The organism is Curtobacterium phoenicis, from assembly GCF_047238015.1.
Lineage (GTDB): Bacteria > Actinomycetota > Actinomycetes > Actinomycetales > Microbacteriaceae > Curtobacterium.
Genome location: NZ_JBDFLZ010000002.1, coordinates 2,041,811 through 2,060,622 on the forward strand (window position 1 = coordinate 2,041,811; position 18,812 = coordinate 2,060,622).

An 18,812-nucleotide genomic window follows, 5' to 3' on the forward strand; every position below is an offset into this window, starting at 1 on the left:
GCGGGCCGGCGGGTTTAGGTTTGCCTTGCTGGTGGGACGTTCTGCGGCCCGCTTGGATGGGGGCACACCGATCAACCAGGGAGGCGGCACAGTGGCTGCAGTCAACAGCTTCGGCTCGAAGGACACGTTGTCGGTTGGGGGTGTCGACTACGCGATCCACCGGATCGACACGGTGCCCGGGCACGAGAAGCTCCCGTACAGCCTGAAGGTGCTGCTCGAGAACCTCCTCCGCACCGAGGACGGTGCGAACGTGACGGAGGAGCAGATCCGCGCCCTCGGGTCGTGGCAGCCCGACGCCGAGCCGGACACCGAGATCCAGTTCTCGCCGGCCCGCGTGGTCATGCAGGACTTCACGGGCGTCCCGTGCATCGTCGACCTCGCCACCATGCGCGAGGCGATGGCGCAGATCGGCGGCGACCCGAACAAGATCAACCCGCTGTCGCCGGCCGAGATGGTCATCGACCACTCCGTCGTCGCCGACCTCTTCGGTCGCGAGGACGCCCTGCAGCGCAACACCGACCTCGAGTACGAGCGCAACGGTGAGCGCTACCAGTTCCTGCGCTGGGGCCAGACCGCGTTCGAGGACTTCAAGGTCGTCCCGCCGGGCACCGGCATCGTGCACCAGGTCAACATCGAGTACCTGGCGAAGGTCACCTACACGCGCGAGTTCGACGGCGAGCTGTACGCCTACCCGGACACCCTCGTGGGCACCGACTCGCACACCACGATGGTGAACGGCCTCGGCGTCCTCGGCTGGGGCGTCGGCGGCATCGAGGCCGAGGCCGCGATGCTCGGGCAGCCGGTGTCGATGCTCATCCCGAAGGTCGTCGGCTTCAAGCTGTCCGGCTCGATCCCGGCCGGTGTGACCGCGACCGACGTGGTCCTGACGATCACGCAGGAGCTCCGCAAGCACGGTGTCGTCGGCAAGTTCGTCGAGTTCTACGGCGAGGGTGTGTCCGAGGTCCCGCTCGCGAACCGCGCGACCATCGGCAACATGAGCCCCGAGTTCGGCTCGACGGCCGCGATCTTCCCGGTCGACGCCGTCACGCTCGACTACCTCCGCCTCACCGGCCGCTCCGAGGAGCAGATCGCCCTGGTCGAGGCGTACTCGAAGGCGCAGGGACTCTGGCACGACCCGTCGGTGGAGCCCGCGTACTCCGAGTACATGGAGCTCGACCTCTCCACGGTCGTCCCGTCGATCTCCGGACCGAAGCGCCCGCAGGACCGCATCGAGCTGTCGAAGGCGAAGGACCAGTTCGAGGTCGACCTCGAGAACTACGCCACGGCCGACCACTCGCAGCAGGACAAGGCCGTCGCCGACACCTTCCCGGCGTCGGACCCGGTGGCGGCTGCCCCCGGCGACGAGCACGCGGTCGAGGACGGCGAGTACGCGCAGCCGTCCGAGACCCCGGCCGAGACCCACGTCTCGAGCGCCCCGTCGTCGATCACGAAGCCGACGAGCGTCACCGTGGGGGACGGCGAGGCGTTCACGATCGACCACGGCGCGGTCGCGATCGCCGCGATCACCTCGTGCACCAACACGTCGAACCCATCGGTCATGATGGCCGCCGGCATCCTCGCGCGGAACGCCGCGAAGAAGGGCCTCAAGGCGAAGCCGTGGGTGAAGACCACCCTGGCGCCGGGCTCGAAGGTCGTCACCGACTACTACGAGAAGGCCGGTCTCACGAGCTACCTCGAGGACCTCGGCTTCTACACGGTCGGCTACGGCTGCACGACCTGCATCGGCAACTCGGGTCCGCTGCCCGAGGAGATCTCCCAGGCCGTCCAGGACAACGACCTCGCCGTCACCGCGGTGCTCTCCGGCAACCGCAACTTCGAGGGGCGCATCAACCCTGACGTCAAGATGAACTACCTGGCCTCGCCGCCGCTCGTCATCGCCTACGCCCTCGCCGGGTCGATGCACTTCGACTTCGACACCGACGCCCTGGGCACGGACCAGGACGGCAACGACGTCTTCCTCAAGGACATCTGGCCCGACGCCGTCGAGGTGCAGCAGGTCATCGACGACTCGATCGACACCGAGATGTTCACCCACGAGTACGGCTCGGTGTTCGAGGGCGACGACCGTTGGAAGAACCTGCCGACCCCGACGGGCGACACCTTCGAGTGGGACAGCGAGTCCACCTACGTCCGGAAGCCCCCGTACTTCGAGGGCATGACCATGCAGCCGGACGCGGTCTCGGACATCTCCGGCGCCCGCGTGCTGGCGAAGCTCGGCGACTCGGTCACGACCGACCACATCTCGCCGGCAGGTTCGATCAAGGCCGACAGCCCGGCGGGCAAGTACCTCGCCGAGCACGGCGTCGACCGCAAGGACTTCAACTCCTACGGCTCGCGTCGCGGCAACCACGAGGTGATGATCCGCGGCACGTTCGCGAACATCCGCCTGCGCAACCAGCTGCTGGACGGCGTGGAGGGCGGCTACACCCGCGACTTCACCACGCCCGACGGCGAGCAGTCGTTCATCTACGACGCCTCGCAGCACTACCAGGAGCAGGGCATCCCGCTCGTCATCTTCGGTGGCAAGGAGTACGGCTCCGGTTCGTCGCGCGACTGGGCGGCGAAGGGTACGAACCTGCTCGGCGTCAAGGCGGTCATCACCGAGAGCTTCGAGCGCATCCACCGCTCGAACCTCATCGGCATGGGCGTCGTGCCGCTGCAGTTCCCTGCCGGCGAGACGGTCGAGTCGCTCGGGCTCGACGGCACCGAGGTCGTCTCGATCTCGGGTCTGACCGAGCTGAACGAGGGCCGCACGCCGAAGACCGTGCACGTCACGGCCGAGCCGAGCGAGCATTCGCCCGCGGGCAAGCAGACGGTGGAGTTCGACGCGGTCGTCCGGATCGACACCCCCGGTGAGGCCGACTACTACCGCAACGGCGGCATCCTGCAGTACGTGCTCCGTTCGCTCGTCTGAGCAGCGCCCGTACCGGTCGCTGACGCGGCCACCTGACGGACTGGAGGCGCGGTGCCAGCTGGCACCGCGCCTCCAGTCCGTCGCCCGGTTGCGTGGATAGTGTGGGGACCTGCCCCACGAAAGGAGCGCCCCGTGGACCTGCTTCCGAGCATCACGTCGCCGCGCGACCTCAAGCGTCTGTCGGACGCGCAGATGACCGACCTGGCCGCGGAGATCCGGCGGTTCCTGGTGGCCGCGGTCGCGAAGACCGGGGGGCACCTCGGACCGAACCTCGGCGTCGTGGAACTCACCCTGTCGATGCACCGGGTCTTCGACTCCCCGGACGACCCGTTCGTGTTCGACACGGGACACCAGTCGTACGTGCACAAGCTCGTGACCGGGCGGCAGGACTTCTCGCGGCTGCGGGAGCGCGGCGGCATCGCCGGGTACCCGCAGCGCAGCGAGTCGGAGCACGACATCGTCGAGTCGTCGCACGCGTCATCGTCGCTGTCGTGGGCGGACGGTATCTCCCGCGCGTTCCAGCGCACCGGGCAGGCCAACCGGACCGTCGTCGCCGTCGTGGGAGACGGGGCGCTCACGGGTGGGATGACCTGGGAGGCGCTCAACAACATCTCGGACAGCAACGACCGCCGCCTCGTCATCGTCGTGAACGACAACGGGCGCTCCTACGCGCCGACGATCGGTGGCATGGCCCGCTTCCTCAGCTCGGTCCGGACCCGTCGCGAGTACCGGGCGCTGTTCGAGAAGTCCCAGGCCGTCGCCTCGCGGTTCGGCGCACCCGGTCGGGCGTTCTACCGCGGGATGCGCGGCGGGCTGCACGGCTTCCTGTCGCGGTTCACGAACAACGAGGCGCTGTACTCGAACCTCGACATCAAGTACATCGGCCCGGTGAACGGGCACGACCAGCGCGCGATGGAGGCGGCCCTCCGGCAGGCGAAGGCGTACGGGGCGCCCACGATCGTGCACGCCATCACGGAGAAGGGCCACGGGTTCGAGCCGGCGCTCCGCGACCAGGCCGACCAGTTCCACGCCGTCGGGCACATCGACCCCGAGACGGGGGAGTCGCTCGACGTCTCGTCGGGACCGTCGTGGACGTCGGTGTTCGCGTCGACGCTGTCGGAGGTCGGCGCCTCGGACGAGAAGATCGTGGCGATCACCGCCGCGATGCTGCGCCCCACGGGCCTGCACCTGTTCCAGGAGCAGCACCCCGACCGGGTGATCGACGTCGGGATCGCCGAACAGCACGCGGTGACCACCGCCGCGGGCCTCGCGTACGGCGGGCTGCACCCCGTGGTGGCGCTCTACGCGACGTTCCTCAACCGGGCGTTCGACCAGGTGCTCATGGACGTCGCGCTGCACAAGGCCGGCGTGACGTTCGTCCTCGACCGCGCTGGGATCACCGGGCCCGACGGACCGTCGCACCACGGCATGTGGGACCTCGCGCTCCTGCAGGTGGTGCCCGGCATCAGGATCGCGGCACCCCGTGACGCCGCGACCCTCCGCGAGGAGTTCCGTGAGGCCGTCGCGGTCGACGACGCTCCCACCGTGCTGCGGTGGTCGAAGGGGCAGGTCGGGTCGGACATCCCCGCTGAGCGTCGCCTCGCCGACGGGGTGGACGTGCTCCGCTCCCCGTCGTCCGACCAAGAGCCCGACGTGCTGTTCGTCGCCGTCGGGTCGATGGTGCCGGTCGCGCTCGAAGCGGCCGCGCTGCTCGAGGCGCAGGGCATCGGCGCCACCGTCGTGGATCCACGGTGGGTGGTACCGATCCCGTCGTCGCTCATCGACCTCTCCCGGGACCACCGGCTCGTCATCACGATCGAGGACGGCGTGCGGGTCGGGGGCGTCGGGACGCGGCTGCGGCAGGACCTCCGTGCCGCAGGGGTCGACACCGGTGTGAACGAGCTCGGGCTGCCGGACGAGTTCATCGACCACGCGTCCCGCTCGGAGATCCTGCACGACGTCGGCCTGACCGCGCAGACGATCGCGCGGGACGTGATCGACCAGGTGGTCGGGACGAAGGTGCCGCAGGCGAAGCCCGCGCGGTCGCGCTCGAGCGCGGGAGCGGAGCGGTGATGCGCGGTGAGGGGGTCGAGGTCGGCGTCGCCGCATCAGACGGTGTCGACCAGACCGAGAGGCTGGAAGACGCGGCCGACCTCCGCGCCTACCGTGCGGCGATGGCGGTGGCGATGGACGACGGGCTCCGTGTGCCGATCGACGACCTCCGCGCGGAGGACTGAGCGTCACTCCTGGTGGCTTCCGGCTGCCACGACGAGTTCCCGCAGGATCGCGCGAGCCATCGGGGTGACGAACAGGATGCGTCCGTAGTCGAGACCGTCGCGGCCTTCGCGGAGGATCTCGACGCGGGAGGACCCCGGTCCCTCCCGGTGGAAGATGAAGACGATGTTCTCCGCGCGGAGGGCGAACGACGTGCGGCGTCCGACCACGGCGCCGTCCTCACGGATCTCCATCGCAGCGGCTCCAGGAACGGCGTCGACCGCGCGTCGGAGCAGCGCGGGGACCTCCTCGAGGGGGACCGGCACGACGACGGACGGGCGGTTCGTCGTCCTCGGTGCCCACCACTCCTGCCGCATGGCTGCACGCTACGCCCGGGGCGGTCGCGCGGCGCGCGGTGCGGCGTCGGTTCGCACAACCGAAGCCACCCCGAACCACGGGGGACCGTGGTTCGGGGTGACTTCGGTTGTGCAGTGCGCGGCGCCAGCCGTCAGCGGGAGGCAGGACCCACGATCGCGGGGTCGTGGAACCGGCCGCCGAACACGCGCTCGGACGCGCCGGAGCGGTCGAGGTACGGGCTGATGCCACCGGCCTGGAACGGGTAGCCTGCGCCCAGGATCAGTCCGAGGTCGATCTCCTCGACGTGCTGCACCACGCCGTCCTCGAGCATGCGGTGCACCTCGTCGGCCAGGGCGTCCTCGAAGCGCTGCTGCATCGTCGCGGCATCGACCGGCTCCGCGTCACGACGAGCCGGCGCGACGAGCTTCACGGCCGCCGGGTCGTAGCCGGTCACGTTGCCCTTCTTGTCGCGGGTGAGGATCTTCCCGTGCTCAGCGATGCGCTTCAGCCCGTCGCCGGGGTAGAAGCGCTCCGGCCAAGCGGCGTGGTGCGAGTCGAGGACGTGGGCACCGACCGGCAGGCCGACGAGTTCGAGCAGCTCGAACGGCGACATCGGCAGGCCGAGGGGAGCAGCGCCGTCCGCGACGGTTTCGAAGGGGGTGCCTTCCTCGACGCCGCGCATCGCCTCGCCGAGGACGCGCGCGAGGACGCGGTTGACGACGAAGCCCGGCTGGTCGGCGGTGATGATCGCGGTCTTCTTCAGGGTCTTCGCGACGGCCAGGGCCGTGGCGAGGGCCTCGTCCGAGGTCTTCGCGGCGCGGACCACCTCGAGCAGGGGCATCACGGCGACCGGGTTGAAGAAGTGGAAGCCGACGAGGCGCTCCGGGTGCTCGAGCACCGACGCCATCTCGTCGACCGACAGCGACGAGGTGTTCGTCGCCAGGATCGCGTCGGGAGCGATGACCTGCTCGATCTTGCGGAAGACGTCCTGCTTGACGGACATCTCCTCGAACACGGCCTCGATCACCCAGTCGGCGTCGGCGAAGGCGTCGTACGACACCGAGCCCGAGACGAGGGCCTTGATGCGGTTGGCGTCGTCCGGGGAGACCCGCTTCTTGGCGAGCAGCTCGTCGACCGAGGACCGGATGCGCTCGACCCCGGCGTCGACCCGCGACTGGTCGACGTCGGTGATGACGACCGGGACACCGAGGCGTCGGGCGAACAGGAGCGCGAACTGCGACGCCATGAGCCCCGCGCCGAGGACGCCGACCTTCGTGATCTTCTTCGCCTCGACACCCTCGGGAGCACCGACGGGCTTCTTGGCGCGCTTCTGCACGAGGTCGAACGCGTACATCGACGCGGCGAACTGGTCACCGGCGAGCAGGTCGGCCAGGGCGTCGTCCTCGCCGGCGAAGCGCTCGTCGAGCGAACCCGACTTCGCGGCGGCGACGAGGTCGAGCGCGCGGAAGGGCGACTGCGGGACGGTGCCGATCTTCGACGCGACCTGCTGGCGCGCGACCTTGACGACGGTGCCCCACGCGGCCTTCTCGAGCATGCCCGGCTCGTTCTTGCGGACGACCTTGGTGCGCCCGGAGACGACGCCGTCGGCCCACGCGACCGCGGACGGCAGGAAGGTCACCGACGGGATGAGCGCGTCACCGATGCCGAGCTCGACCGCCGCCGTGCCGTCCATGAGGCGGTTGTTCTTGAGCGGGTTCTCGACGATGACCCGCAGCGCCTTCTCCGGGCCGATCAGACGGGGGAGCAGGGTGGCGCCGCCCCAGCCGGGGATGATGCCGAGGAAGACCTCGGGCAGTCCGATGCCCTGCGCGGCCGACGAGAACACCCGGTAGGTGCAGTGCAGCGCGATCTCGAGTCCGCCGCCGAGCGCGATGCCGTTCACGAACGCGAACGACGGGACGCCGAGGTCGGACAGCTTGCGGAGCGTCGCGTGTCCGAGGACTCCGAGTTCGTGCGCCACCTCGCGCGAGGGCAGCGCCGCCGCCTGCGACAGGTCCGCACCGGCGGCGAAGCAGTACTCCTTGCCGGTGATCGCGACGGCCTGGATGCTGCCGGCGGACGCCGCGTCTCGCAGGGTGTCGAGCACGTCCGACAGCTCGCGCATCGTCCGCGGGCCGAGCGTCGAGGGGCGCTTGTAGTCCTTGCCGTTGTCGAGGGTGACGAGGGCGAGCGTGCCACCGGAGGGGAGCGACACGTGCTTGACGTACGAGTGGGTGACGACCTCGTCGGCACTGAGCTCGGTCAGCTGGTCGGTCGGGGTGGTGGTCATGATCAGGCGTCCTTCCGGGCGGAACGGGCGGCGGACTTCGAGTAGTTCGGGTTCTCCCAGATGACGGTGCCGCCCTGGCCGAGCCCGATGCACATCGTCGTGATGCCGTACTGCACGTCCGGGCGCTCGGCGAACTGTGCGGCGAGCTGGTTCATCAGGCGGACGCCGCTCGACGCGAGCGGGTGGCCGACGGCGATGGCGCCGCCCCAGGCGTTCACGTTCGTGGAGTCCTGTGCGATGCCGTAGTTGTCGAGGAACGCGAGCACCTGCACGGCGAACGCCTCGTTGATCTCGAACAGGCCGATGTCGTCGATGGTGAGACCCGCCTTGGCGAGGGCCTTGTCGGTCGCGGGGACCGGGCCGATGCCCATGACCTCGGGGTCGACCCCGGCGAAGGCGAAGGAGACCATCCGCATCTTCTGCGGCAGGCCGTGCTCCTTCGCGGCGTCGGCGGAGGCGAGGAGGCTCATCGTGGCGCCGTCGTTGAGGCCGGCGGCGTTGCCCGCGGTGATCCGGCCGTGCGGGCGGAACGGTGTCCTGAGCGCGGCGAGTGCCTCGAGCGTCGTGTCCGGCCGCGGCGGCTCGTCCTTCGTGACGAGGTCCCATCCCGCACCGGTGTTGACCTCGACCGGGACGACGTCGGGCTGCAGCTTGCCGGCCGCCCACGCGGCGGCGTACCGCTGCTGCGACTGGACGGCGTAGGCGTCGGTGCGGTCCTTCGTGATGGCCGGGAAGCGGTCGTGGAGGCGCTCGGCGGTCGACCCCATCACGAGTGCGTCGGTCGCGACCATGCGCTCGGCGACGAACCGCGGGTTGACGTCGGCTCCGAAGCCCATCGGGTGCCGACCCATGTGCTCGACACCGCCGGCGATGGCGACGTCGGCCGCACCGAAGGCGATGGCGCCCGCGAGCGTGGTGACGCTCGTCATGGCTCCCGCGCACATGCGGTCGATCGCGTACCCGGGGACGGACTTCGGCAGGCCGGCGAGCATACCGACCGTGCGGCCGAGCGTGAGCCCCTGGTCGCCCTGCTGGGTGGTGGCGGCCACGGCGACGTCGTCGACCGCTGCACCGTCGAGCTGGCTGTTCCGGTCGAGCAGACCGCGCATGGCGTGGACCGCGAGGTCGTCCGCGCGGGTCTTCCAGAACACCCCCTTCTCTCCGGCTCGTCCGAACGGTGTCCGTACGCCGTCAACGAAGACGACGTCTGCTGCCTTGGGCAATCTGGCCCTCCAGATCCTCATCGATCGAGTCGGGGCACGTTCCGCCCCGACCGGCCGGGACGAGCCCGGCGACGGTACCGACGCTATGCCCGCCGCCTGGGCGGGCGCATGCCGGTTGGGGTGTTCCTACGAGTCGGTGTTGCTCTCAGCAGCAGGCTCCTGTGCAGCAGCGACAAAGGCCTGCGCGATGATCGAGGCGGTCTCTTCGACCTGCCACGGCCGGGCGTCGTGGGCGGCGAGTGCGGCGCCGACGGTCTCGGTCGCGATCGGCGTCGGTGGCTCCCACGACACCGTGCGGAGGGTGTCCGGGGTGAGCAGGTTCTCGACGGGCAGGTCGAGTGCCTCGGCGCGGGCGACGACCGCGGCTCGTGCGGCCTTGTAGCGGCGGTCGGCCTCGGGGTTGCGGTCCGCCCAGGCTCGGGGCGGCGGCAGTGACGGGTCGCCGGCGGCGCGGAGCCGGGGGAGGTCCTCGGTCGTGCGACCGGACTCGACGGCGGCCCACCAGCGGTCCATCTCGCTCCGACTCGCCCGTCCGGTGAAGGCCTTGAGCCCGGCCAGTTCGCCCTTCGATGCGGGGTTCGCGGCCGCGGCGGCGACGATCGCCGCGTCGGGGATCGTGCGTCCGGGGGCGATGTCGGTCTCGCGGGCGTAGTCGTCCCTGGCCGTCCAGAGCGCGCGGGCGATCGCGAGCGCACGGGCACCGCGCAGTGCGTGCATGCCGGAGAGCCGTCGCCAGGGCTCCGCCCGGGGTGGCTTCGGGGCGCGGGTGAGCACGGCCGCGAACTCCTCCGCAGCGATGCGCGTCTTGCCGGCCTCGTCGAGCACCGCGGCGAGGGCGTCACGGAGGTCGGGGAGCAGTTCGACGTCGAGCGCGGCGTAGACGAGCCAGGACTGCGGGAGCGGCCGGGTCGACCAGTCCGCGGCGGAGTGCGCCTTCGCGAGGGTGATGCCCAGCAGCTGCTCGACCACGGCGCCGAGCCCCACGCGGGGGAAGCCCGCGATGCGCGCGCCGAGCTCGGTGTCGAAGATCCGGGTCGGGACGAGGCCGACCTCCTGCAGGCACGGGAGGTCCTGCGATGCGGCGTGGAACAGCCACTCCTCGTCGACGATGGCGTCCTGCAGCTCGGCGAACGACGCGATCGCGATCGGGTCGAACAGGAACGAACCCGCCCCGCGGCGGAAGACCTGGATGAGGTAGGCGCGCTGCGAGTACCGGTAGCCGCTGGCGCGTTCGGCATCGACGGCGACCGGCCCGTGACCGGCGGCGATGGCCTCGACCGCGGCGAGGTACTCGTCGCGCGACTCGATCACGTGGACCGTGGCGTGCCCCTCCTCGAACGGAGACGAGCCCGACGTGCGTGCGTCGGCCGAAGGAGCGGGGTCAGTCACGTGCGGTCCTCCTCGGGGCCAACAGGGTCACGCCGTCAGAGGTCGGCGGCAGGCCAGCGAGCATCGCGACGATGTCCTCCCAGGCCCGGACGTGCGCGGTGAGGTCCTCGTCGCGCGGCGTCCACGACGCGCGCAGCTCGAGCTGCGCACCGTCGCCCTGCGCCGCGAGGTCACCGTACCCGCGCGAGATGATCTTCGTGGCCGTCCCGGAGGCGTGGTCGTACGTCGCACCGTGCGCGGCCAGCGCGTCGACGAGCCAGCTCCACGTCACGTCGGCGACGAACTCGTCGACACCGATCTCCGGCTCGAGGGGTGCCTGCGCGAACGTCACGATGCGGAACGCGCCGTCCCACCCCTGCGGTTCTTCGGGGTCGTACAGGGCGATGAACCGGCCCGTCCCGAGGTCGGAGTCGACCCCGTGCGCGGCACCGGAGACGTCGGCGGCGAGCGCCAGCGACCACGGCGCGATCCGCGACGGGGAGGGGATCTCGGTGACGGTGGTCTCGGTGCGCGGTCGGTCGGACGCCACGAACGCGCGGAGCCGCGCGAAGGCGTCGGGCTCTCGGGATTCGGACACGGATGCAGACTAGGCTCCCGGGCATGCCCGGATCAGCACGACCCGCCGAGGACGCCCTCCAGCGATCGGCCCGGTCGGCCGGTGTCGTGGCGCTCGGCGCCGGACTGGCGGCCGCCACCATCGGCGCCGCGGTCGTCGGGGGGTTCGTCGCCGCGGTCGCGCGGGCCGTCGTCACGCCGGACCGCAAGCGCACCGAGCGGGTCCCCATCCACGCCGTCGACCCCGAATCCCGGACCGTGACGATCGAGCGCACGGCCGACACCGAGCTGCAGGGGCGGTACAGCCTCTGGTTCGGGGCCGGCACCGGTCACATGCGGGTCGGCGAGGTCCTCGGCACGACCGACACCACCGTCACCCGACGGATCATCGCGATCGACGCCGGTGATCCGAGGAACGCCCGCCGTGGTCGCTGGGGCGGCTGGTTCTACCTGACGCCCGGCGAGCTCGACGTCCCCGTCGAGGACGTCGACGTCCCCACCCCGAACGGCCCCGCGCCTGCCTGGGTCGTCCGGGCGGACGACCCGGACGCGCCCTGGGCGGTGCTCGTGCACGGCCGCGGTGTCACCCGCGCCGAGACGATCCGCGCGGTGCCCGTGTTCCGGGCTGCCGGGTACTCGGTGCTCCTCGCGTCCTGGCGGAACGACGGCGTCGCCCCGCGGAGTGTCGACGGCCGGTACGGCCTCGGTAGCACCGAGTGGGAGGACGTCGACGCCGCCCTGCGCTGGGTGGCCGGCGCGGGCGCGACCAGCGTGGTCCTGATGGGCTGGTCGATGGGCGGCGCGGTCGTCCTCCAGACACTCCTGCGGTCGTCGTCGGCCCACCTCGTGGACGGCGTCGTGCTCGAGTCCCCGGTCGTGGACTGGCACGCGGTCCTCAAGTCGCAGAGCCGTCTGCTCCGGTTCCCGAAGACGGTGCGGAAGACCGCGCAGTGGCTCCTCCGGGCGCCCGTGCTGCACCGCCTCGCCGGGTTGCGCGCACCCGTCGACCTCCGCGAGCTCGACATGGTCGCCCGTGCCGACGAACTGCACGTCCCGATCCTGCTCCTGCACAGCGACGACGACGGTTTCGTCCCGTCGTCGGCGTCGCACGACCTCGCCCGCGTCCGACCCGACATCGTTCGGCTCGAGGTGCAGCACACCGCGCGGCACACCAAGCTCTGGAACCACGACGCCGACTGGTTCGACGCCCGCATCCTCGCGTGGCTCACCGAGGTGGTGCAGCGCCAGGGCGCGGCGCGCGCGTCGTAGACGCGACCCGGTGACGGCCTGGAGGCCCGTGGCGGACCCGCCACGGGCCTCCAGTCCGTCACCGGGTCGCGTTCATGAGGATGCCAGCGCGCGGACCTGCCGCTGCACCCGGCCGAGCATCCCGACCATGCCGCGGATGCGCAGCGGGCTGACGGCCTCGGAGAGCCCGATCGTCAGCGGGTAGTCCGCAGGGACGGCGAGGACCTCGTCGACCGTCAGGCCGGAGAGCCCCTGGGCGAGGATCGACGCGAAGCCGCGCGTGGTCGGGGCCTCGCGCGGGGCGGTCGCGTGCATGCGGACGACGTCGGGGGCGTCGCCGTCCTCGCCGACCGTCACCGTGATGAACACGGGGGACTGGCACTCCTCGACGCGCTCGAGCTCGTCCTCGTGGCCCCGCAGCCGCTCGGGCAGCGCCGGGAGCTCGTCGGAGAACTCGAGGAGCAGCTGGAGCCGGTCCTGCTGGGAGAGCTCGAGGAAGTCGTCCCGGATCTCGGCGAGCGTCGCCGGCAGCGCCGCGGTGTCGTCGCTCATCGGGCGGGGACCTCGCCCGGCTCGGAGCCCTGGACGATGGGGACGCGGACGGCGCTGCCCCACTCGGTCCAGGAGCCGTCGTAGTTGCGGACGTTCTCGTAGCCGAGGAGGTGCTGCAGGACAAACCACGTGTGGCTCGACCGCTCACCGATGCGGCAGTACGCGATGACCTCGTCCGCGTCGCCGATGCCCGCGCCGTCGCGGTAGATCGCGTCGAGCTCGGCGCGGTCCTTGAACGTGCCGTCGGGCGCGGCCGCGGTCGCCCAGGGGATGTTCACCGCGGTCGGGACGTGGCCGCCGCGCAGGGCGCCCTCCTCCGGGTAGTCGGGCGCGGTGGTCCGCTCGCCGGAGTACTCCGGGGCGCTGCGGACGTCGATGAGCGGCTTGCCGAGGTGGGCGAGCACGTCCTCCTTGAAGGCGCGGACCTGCGCGTCGCTCCGCTCGACGACCGGGTACTCGACCGGGGTGACCTCGGTGCGGTCGGTCGTCAGGGCGCGGTCCTCGGCGATCCACTTCGCCCGGCCGCCGTCGAGCAGGCGGACGTCCTCGTGGCCGAAGAGCGTGAAGACCCAGAGGGCGTAGGCGGCCCACCAGTTGTTCTTGTCGCCGTAGATCACGACCGTGGTGTCGCGGGCGATGCCCTTGCCGCCGAGCAGCCGGGCGAACGCCTCACCGTCGACGTAGTCACGCTGCACCGGGTCGTTGAGGTCGGTGTGCCAGTCGATCTTCACCGAGCCGGGGACGTGCCCGGTCTCGTAGAGCAGCACGTCCTCGTCGGACTCGACGACGACCAGGTCCGGTGCGCCGACCCCGGCGTCGAGCTGCTCCTGCAGCCACTCGGTGGAGACGAGGCGCTCCGGGTGGGCGTAGGCGGCGAACTTCTCGGACGGGTCGACCGGTGCGGTCATGGCGTGCTACCTCCAGGTGGTGATCGGGCGCCGGACTAGGATCGGTCCTCGGTGCCTGTGGGCAACGGTACGCGTGCGGACCGTGCTCCAGCCGCAACGTTGCACCGCACGACATGCTTCCCGGAGGGCCGTCCTTGCCTGAACACGCCTCGGCGCCGAGCCACCTCGTCGACCGCGATCCGCAGGTGACGCCGCAGCAGATGGCCGCCGCGCTCGTGCCCCCGCCGCAGTTCGCCGATGCGTCGTTCGGGTCCTACCGCCCGGACCCGGACTACCCGTCCCAGGCCGAGGTCCGCGACACCGTCGCCGCGTTCGTCGCGTCGGGTGCCGGCACCGGTGCACCCCGGCGTGGGCTGTTCGGGCGACGCCGGAACGCCGCGCCGGAAGCCGCCGCCAAGTCGGGCGTGTACCTCGACGGCGGGTTCGGCGTCGGCAAGACGCACCTGCTCGCCGCGGCGTACCACGCGGCCTCGGGCCGGAAGACCTTCGGCACGTTCATCGAGTACACGGCGCTCGTCGGCGCACTCGGCTTCCAGGGCACCGTGGACCTGCTCCGCGGCACGGCGCTCGTGTGCATCGACGAGTTCGAGCTCGACGACCCGGGCGACACGATGATGATGACCCGGCTCATCAAGGAGCTCTCCGAGACCGGCACCCGCTTCGCCGCCACGTCGAACACCCCGCCGGGCGCGCTCGGCGAGGGGCGCTTCGCCGCGCAGGACTTCCTCCGCGAGATCCAGGCGATGTCCGACCGGTTCGACACCCTCCGGATCGACGGGCTCGACTACCGCCGCCGTGCCGTCGACGAGTCCGCCGCGGTGGTGGCCGACGTCGCAGCAGCGCTGCCCGCCGGCACCGTGACGCTCGACGCCTTCGATGCGGTCGTCGCGCACCTCGGCACCGTGCACCCCTCGAAGTACGTGGCCCTGGTCGAGGGGCTCGACGCGGTCGGCCTCACCGACGCGAAGCCGTTCACGGACCAGACCGACGCGCTCCGCTGGGTCGCGCTCGTCGACCGGCTGTACGACGCGCAGGTGCGCATCGTCGCCTCCGGCACGCCGCTCGACGCCGTCTACCCCGAGGCCATGCTCGAGGGCGGGTACCGCAAGAAGTACCTGCGCGCCGCATCGCGCGTGGTCGCGCTGACGCGCGCCGCCTGACGTCGCGCCGGCTGCCGTCGCGGCGACCCGCGGAACCAGGTTCCGGACACCACACCGCGAAGATTCGCGGTGCTGTGTCCGGAACCTGGTTCCGCCCGACGGCCCGAGTCCGCGCGACGGCCGTTCGGCTGACCGCCTGGAGGCACACGGCGGGACCGCACCGCGCCTCCCGTCCGGTGGTCACCACCCGCGTGACGCGACCGTCCAGACGGTCGCAGGGGAGTCGTGGGTCGCATCCAGGCGACCCGCCGGACCTCGAAACACAACGTTCACACGGGGCGCCATCGCGTTACATCCGCGAAACAGATCGTGCTCATCGGTGAAACAGCACCTCGCCAAACTCGACAGCACCCGAGGCGGTCCAAGAGCCGTTCGTGCAATCGAGAGGTGAACAGATGCTTGATCAGGGCAACACGGCATTCGTGTTGATCATGGCGGCGCTGGTGTTGTTCATGACACCCGGCCTGGCCTTCTTCTACGGTGGCCTCGTCAAGGCCAAGTCCGTCATCAGCATGATGATGATGTCGTTCGGCGCGATCGCGCTCGTCGGCGTCCTCTGGGTGCTGTACGGGTACGCGATCGCCTTCGCGAACCACGGTGCGGGGACGAACGTCGCCGGCATCGTCGGCTTCTTCAGCATCGACTGGAACCAGATCGGCCTCGGCCAGGCGTTCGAGGAGTCGCAGGCCTCGAAGATCAACGCCGCGTACCCCTCGATGGCATTCGTCGGCTTCCAGGCCACCTTCGCGATCATCACCGTCGCCCTGATCTCCGGTGCCATCGCCGACCGCGCCAAGTTCGGGGCGTGGATGATCTTCTCCGGCATCTGGGTCACCGTGGTCTACTTCCCGGTCGCCTCGTGGGTGTTCAACCTCACGTCGGGCATGTTCGCCACCTGGGGTGTCATCGACTTCGCCGGTGGGACCGCGGTCCACATCAACGCCGGAGCCGCGGGTCTCGCCCTCGCGATCGTCCTCGGCAAGCGCGTCGGCTTCGCCAAGGGTGCGCACAAGCCGCACAACCCGCCCTTCGTCCTCCTCGGCGCCGCGATCCTCTGGTTCGGCTGGTTCGGCTTCAACGCCGGATCCGAAGGTGCCGCCGATGGCGTCGCCGCGCTCGCCTGGGTCAACACCCTCGCCGCTCCGGCCGCCGCCGTCCTCGGCTGGCTGCTCATCGAGAAGATCCGCGACGGCAAGGCCACCTCGATCGGCGCCGCGTCCGGTGCCGTGGCCGGTCTCGTCGCGATCACGCCGGCCTGCGCCGCGCTGACGCCCGGCTGGGGCATCCTGCTCGGCTTCCTCGCCGGCATCATCTGCTGCTTCGCGATCGACTGGAAGTACCGCCTCGGCTTCGACGACTCGCTCGATGTCGTGGGTGTCCACCTCGTCGGCGGCATCTTCGGCACGCTCTACCTCGGCTTCTTCGCCAACGGCACCGGGCTCATCTTCTCGGGCTCGTTCGAGCAGCTCGGCAAGCAGGCCACGGCCGCCGCGGTCGTCGGGCTCTACTCGTTCGTCCTCGCCTTCGTGATCGGCTTCGCCATCGAGAAGACGATCGGGTTCCGCGTGAAGACCGAGGACGAGGTCGCCGGCATCGACACCGCGGTCCACGGTGAAGAGGGCTACGTCCTCTACGAGGAGCGCGACGAGACGCCGATCAGCGTCCGGTAGCACCTGCACCACCCGTCCGACGGGCCCCGCGCACACAGCAGGCGCGGGGCCCGTCGTCGTGTGCGGCGCGGGGCCCGTTGTGGGCGGCGGCACCGTGCCGCGGCTCCGGGCGGCCCCGGCGCGCCGCGCTGCGCCGCGCTGCGCTGCGGCGCGGAACGGATTCGCACAACCGAAGTCACCTCGAGCCACGCGAACGCGCGGTTCCGGGTGACTTCGGTTGTGCGGTGGTGCGGTCGTGCGGTCGTGCGGTCACGCCGTCGTGCGGTCGTGCGGTCGTGCGGTCGTGCGGTCACGCCGTCGTGCGGTCGTGCGGTCGCGCGGTCGTGCGGGTTGGCCGCAGGAGCCGCCCACCGATCCCCGGGGCTGCCCTGCGCTCCGTCCGGCAGAGTGGTGGCATGACGACGACGTCGAACACGCTGACCAACCTGCGCGAGGTCGGGGGGCTCGGGCTCCAGGACGGCCGCCGGCGCACCGTGTACCGGGCGAACACCGAGCCGGTCGCTCCGGAGTCGTACCCATCCGGTCTCGCCGCCGTGGTCGACCTCCGCCGCGACGACGAGACGGCAGCGGTCCCGCACCCGCTCGCCGCGACTCCCGCGTACCGGTCGGTGCCGCTCTTCGACCCGTCGTCCGCGATCGAGTCCGCCGAGGAGGCCGTCCAGCTCGAGGACCAGTACACCGACTGGCTCGATCGGGACCGGACCGGCATCGCCGCCGCGCTCCGGACGATCGCCGCCACGGACGGCGACGTGCTCGTGTGCTGCGCCGCGGGCAAGGACCGCACGGGCATCGTGAGTGCGCTGCTCGCGCGGCACTGGGGCGCCGACCTGGAGGTTGTCGGCACGGACTACGCAGCCAGCGCCGCCGGCCTGGTCGACCGCTTCGCGCGCGAGCGTGCAGCGAGCGCCGACCCCGAGGCCACCGCGACCGCACAGCGCTGCGTGCCCGAGATCATGACGACGGTCATCGACCGCCTCGAGCACCGCTGGGGTTCGGTGGACGGGTACTTCCGAAGCATCGGGCTGCGGGACGACGAGAACGCGGCGCTCTGATCGCCACGCGCGTTCCGCTGTCGTCGTGAGCACGAACGGGAGGCGCGGTGCGGGTCGGACCCGCACCGCGCCTCCCGTCGGATGGTCGCGTCAGCGATCTGCTGGTTGCGTCAGCGATCTGGCGGTCTCGTCACGGACGTCACCAGGCGAAGTCCTCCGGGGAGGTCTTGTGCCCCGGGAAGATCTCGTCGAGGCGCGCGAGCGCGGCGTCGTCGAGCCGGATGTCGACCGCTCGGACGGCCGACTCCCACTGCTCCATCGTGCGCGGGCCGGTGATCGGCGCGGTGACGCCCGGCTGGTGCAGCAGCCACGCGAGCGCGAGCTCGCCGGGGGTGTGGCCGAGCTCCTTCGCGAAGGACTCGTAGGCGGTGAGCTGGTCGCGGTGCCCGTCGACGTACTCGGCGCTGCGGCCCGACAGCCGGCGCGACCCCTGCTCGGTCTTCTCGATGATCCCCCCGAGCAGACCCCCCTGGAGCGGCGACCACGGGATCAGGCCGAGGCCGTAATGCCGGGCGGACGGCAGCACCTCGCGCTCGACGTCGCGGACCACGAGGTTGTAGATCGCCTGCTCGCTGACGAGGCCGAGGAAGTTCCGGCGCTTCGCGGCCTCCTGCGCCTGGGCGATGTGCCAACCGGCGAAGTTCGACGAGCCGACGTAGAGCACCTTGCCCTGCTGGACGGCGAGGTCCATCGCCTGCCAGATCTCGTCCCAGGGGGTGTCCCGGTCGACGTGGTGCATCTGGTAGAGGTCGACGTGGTCGGTCTGCAGGCGTCGGAGGCTGGCGTCGAGCGACTGGCGGATGTTGAGCGCGCTGAGCTTGCCGCCGTTGGGCCAGTCGATCATCTCGCCGTAGACCTTCGTGGCGAGGACGGTCTTCTCGCGTCGGCCGCCACCCTTGGCGAACCAGCGGCCGATGATCTCCTCCGTGGCCCCCTTGCCGACCGATCCGCCGTAGCCGTTGGCGGTGTCGAAGAAGTTCACGCCGAGCTCGTGGGCGCGGTCCATGATGGCGTGCGAGTCGTCCTCGCTGGTCTCCGGCCCGAAGTTCATCGTGCCGAGCACCGCTCGCGACACCGACAACCCTGTCCGTCCGAGGTGTGTGTAGTCCATGGAGCCGGTCTACGCGCGGTCCGCTGGGTGAGCCAGGCCCTGTCGGTACCGGTTGCGGGAGTGGGTTTGGCTCGTCGGCGTCGCGTGCGGCGTGCGGCGTGCGGCGTGCCGCGGGTCGCGTTCGTCCGTGTCGTGTGCTGCGCTCTGC

The 18,812-nt window shown here is 71.1% G+C and carries 15 protein-coding genes; 7 read left to right on the plus strand and 8 right to left on the minus strand.

Annotated elements, in window-relative coordinates; genetic code table 11:
• Positions 1-91: 91 nt before the first annotated feature.
• The 3 genes from ABC270_RS09900 to ABC270_RS09910 all read left to right on the plus strand — a co-directional run bounded on the left by ABC270_RS09900 (position 92) and on the right by ABC270_RS09910 (position 5,172).
• Complete coding sequence (locus ABC270_RS09900) at positions 92-2,935, plus strand: aconitate hydratase (RefSeq protein ID WP_412880631.1); 2,844 nt, start codon at positions 92-94, stop codon at positions 2,933-2,935.
• Positions 2,936-3,067: 132 nt separating this feature from the next.
• Positions 3,068-5,008, plus strand: a complete 1,941-nt coding sequence (gene dxs / locus ABC270_RS09905) for a 1-deoxy-D-xylulose-5-phosphate synthase (RefSeq protein WP_412880632.1) — start codon at positions 3,068-3,070, stop codon at positions 5,006-5,008.
• Positions 5,008-5,172, plus strand: a complete 165-nt coding sequence (locus tag ABC270_RS09910) for a hypothetical protein (RefSeq protein WP_412880633.1) — start codon at positions 5,008-5,010, stop codon at positions 5,170-5,172. The genes dxs and ABC270_RS09910 overlap by 1 nt, the downstream gene beginning before the upstream one ends.
• A gap of 3 nt (positions 5,173-5,175) precedes the next feature.
• On the opposite strand, the gene ABC270_RS09915 is transcribed toward ABC270_RS09910, so the two are convergent.
• The 5 genes from ABC270_RS09915 to ABC270_RS09935 form a co-directional block, all read right to left on the minus strand.
• Positions 5,176-5,526, minus strand: a complete 351-nt coding sequence (locus ABC270_RS09915; RefSeq protein ID WP_412880634.1) for a hypothetical protein — start codon at positions 5,524-5,526, stop codon at positions 5,176-5,178.
• A 131-nt stretch (positions 5,527-5,657) separates the two neighbouring features.
• Positions 5,658-7,796 carry a 3-hydroxyacyl-CoA dehydrogenase NAD-binding domain-containing protein gene (locus tag ABC270_RS09920; protein ID WP_412880635.1) on the minus strand — a complete coding sequence of 713 codons (2,139 nt, stop codon included), beginning with the start codon at positions 7,794-7,796 and terminating at the stop codon, positions 5,658-5,660.
• A 2-nt stretch (positions 7,797-7,798) separates the two neighbouring features.
• Positions 7,799-9,040: a thiolase family protein gene (locus ABC270_RS09925; protein ID WP_412880636.1), complete on the minus strand. Its 1,242-nt coding sequence runs from the start codon at positions 9,038-9,040 to the stop codon at positions 7,799-7,801.
• Between the two features lie 105 nt (positions 9,041-9,145).
• Positions 9,146-10,330, minus strand: a complete 1,185-nt coding sequence (locus ABC270_RS09930; RefSeq protein WP_412882069.1) for an HRDC domain-containing protein — start codon at positions 10,328-10,330, stop codon at positions 9,146-9,148.
• Positions 10,331-10,400: 70 nt separating this feature from the next.
• On the minus strand, positions 10,401-10,985 hold the full coding sequence (locus ABC270_RS09935) for a DUF3000 domain-containing protein (RefSeq protein ID WP_412880637.1): 585 nt from the start codon (positions 10,983-10,985) through the stop codon (positions 10,401-10,403).
• 23 nt (positions 10,986-11,008) lie between these two features.
• Between ABC270_RS09935 and ABC270_RS09940 the strand changes: the two genes are divergently transcribed.
• Entirely contained in the window at positions 11,009-12,232 is a 1,224-nt protein-coding gene (locus ABC270_RS09940) for an alpha/beta hydrolase family protein (RefSeq protein WP_412880638.1), read from the plus strand.
• A 72-nt stretch (positions 12,233-12,304) separates the two neighbouring features.
• On the opposite strand, the gene ABC270_RS09945 is transcribed toward ABC270_RS09940, so the two are convergent.
• Positions 12,305-12,763 carry a SufE family protein gene (locus ABC270_RS09945; protein WP_412880639.1) on the minus strand — a complete coding sequence of 153 codons (459 nt, stop codon included), beginning with the start codon at positions 12,761-12,763 and terminating at the stop codon, positions 12,305-12,307.
• Complete coding sequence (locus ABC270_RS09950; RefSeq protein ID WP_412880640.1) at positions 12,760-13,671, minus strand: sulfurtransferase; 912 nt, start codon at positions 13,669-13,671, stop codon at positions 12,760-12,762. The genes ABC270_RS09945 and ABC270_RS09950 overlap by 4 nt, the downstream gene beginning before the upstream one ends.
• A gap of 113 nt (positions 13,672-13,784) precedes the next feature.
• Here ABC270_RS09950 and zapE point away from each other — a divergent pair, with 113 nt between their 5' ends.
• The 3 genes from zapE (at position 13,785) to ABC270_RS09965 (ending at position 17,553) form a co-directional block, all read left to right on the plus strand.
• Positions 13,785-14,831: a cell division protein ZapE gene (zapE, locus tag ABC270_RS09955; RefSeq protein ID WP_412880641.1), complete on the plus strand. Its 1,047-nt coding sequence runs from the start codon at positions 13,785-13,787 to the stop codon at positions 14,829-14,831.
• A 395-nt stretch (positions 14,832-15,226) separates the two neighbouring features.
• A complete protein-coding gene (locus ABC270_RS09960) occupies positions 15,227-16,501 on the plus strand; it encodes an ammonium transporter (RefSeq protein WP_412880642.1) in 1,275 nt (424 codons plus the stop codon).
• A gap of 395 nt (positions 16,502-16,896) precedes the next feature.
• Positions 16,897-17,553, plus strand: a complete 657-nt coding sequence (locus ABC270_RS09965; RefSeq protein WP_412880643.1) for a tyrosine-protein phosphatase — start codon at positions 16,897-16,899, stop codon at positions 17,551-17,553.
• 139 nt (positions 17,554-17,692) lie between these two features.
• Here the strand turns inward: ABC270_RS09965 and ABC270_RS09970 are convergent, their stop codons facing one another.
• Complete coding sequence (locus ABC270_RS09970) at positions 17,693-18,664, minus strand: aldo/keto reductase (RefSeq protein WP_412880644.1); 972 nt, start codon at positions 18,662-18,664, stop codon at positions 17,693-17,695.
• Positions 18,665-18,812: the final 148 nt, after the last annotated feature.

Coding starts and splice junctions, on each gene's coding strand:
- ABC270_RS09945 (WP_412880639.1), bottom strand. CDS start 12,763: ATGAGCGACGACACCGCGGCGCTGCCGGCGACGCTCGCCGAGATCCGG.
- ABC270_RS09920 (WP_412880635.1), bottom strand. CDS start 7,796: ATGACCACCACCCCGACCGACCAGCTGACCGAGCTCAGTGCCGACGAG.
- ABC270_RS09970 (WP_412880644.1), bottom strand. CDS start 18,664: ATGGACTACACACACCTCGGACGGACAGGGTTGTCGGTGTCGCGAGCG.
- ABC270_RS09960 (WP_412880642.1), top strand. CDS start 15,227: ATGCTTGATCAGGGCAACACGGCATTCGTGTTGATCATGGCGGCGCTG.
- ABC270_RS09950 (WP_412880640.1), bottom strand. CDS start 13,671: ATGACCGCACCGGTCGACCCGTCCGAGAAGTTCGCCGCCTACGCCCAC.
- ABC270_RS09965 (WP_412880643.1), top strand. CDS start 16,897: ATGACGACGACGTCGAACACGCTGACCAACCTGCGCGAGGTCGGGGGG.
- zapE (WP_412880641.1), top strand. CDS start 13,785: ATGCTTCCCGGAGGGCCGTCCTTGCCTGAACACGCCTCGGCGCCGAGC.
- ABC270_RS09915 (WP_412880634.1), bottom strand. CDS start 5,526: ATGCGGCAGGAGTGGTGGGCACCGAGGACGACGAACCGCCCGTCCGTC.
- ABC270_RS09910 (WP_412880633.1), top strand. CDS start 5,008: ATGCGCGGTGAGGGGGTCGAGGTCGGCGTCGCCGCATCAGACGGTGTC.
- ABC270_RS09940 (WP_412880638.1), top strand. CDS start 11,009: ATGCCCGGATCAGCACGACCCGCCGAGGACGCCCTCCAGCGATCGGCC.
- ABC270_RS09925 (WP_412880636.1), bottom strand. CDS start 9,040: ATGAGGATCTGGAGGGCCAGATTGCCCAAGGCAGCAGACGTCGTCTTC.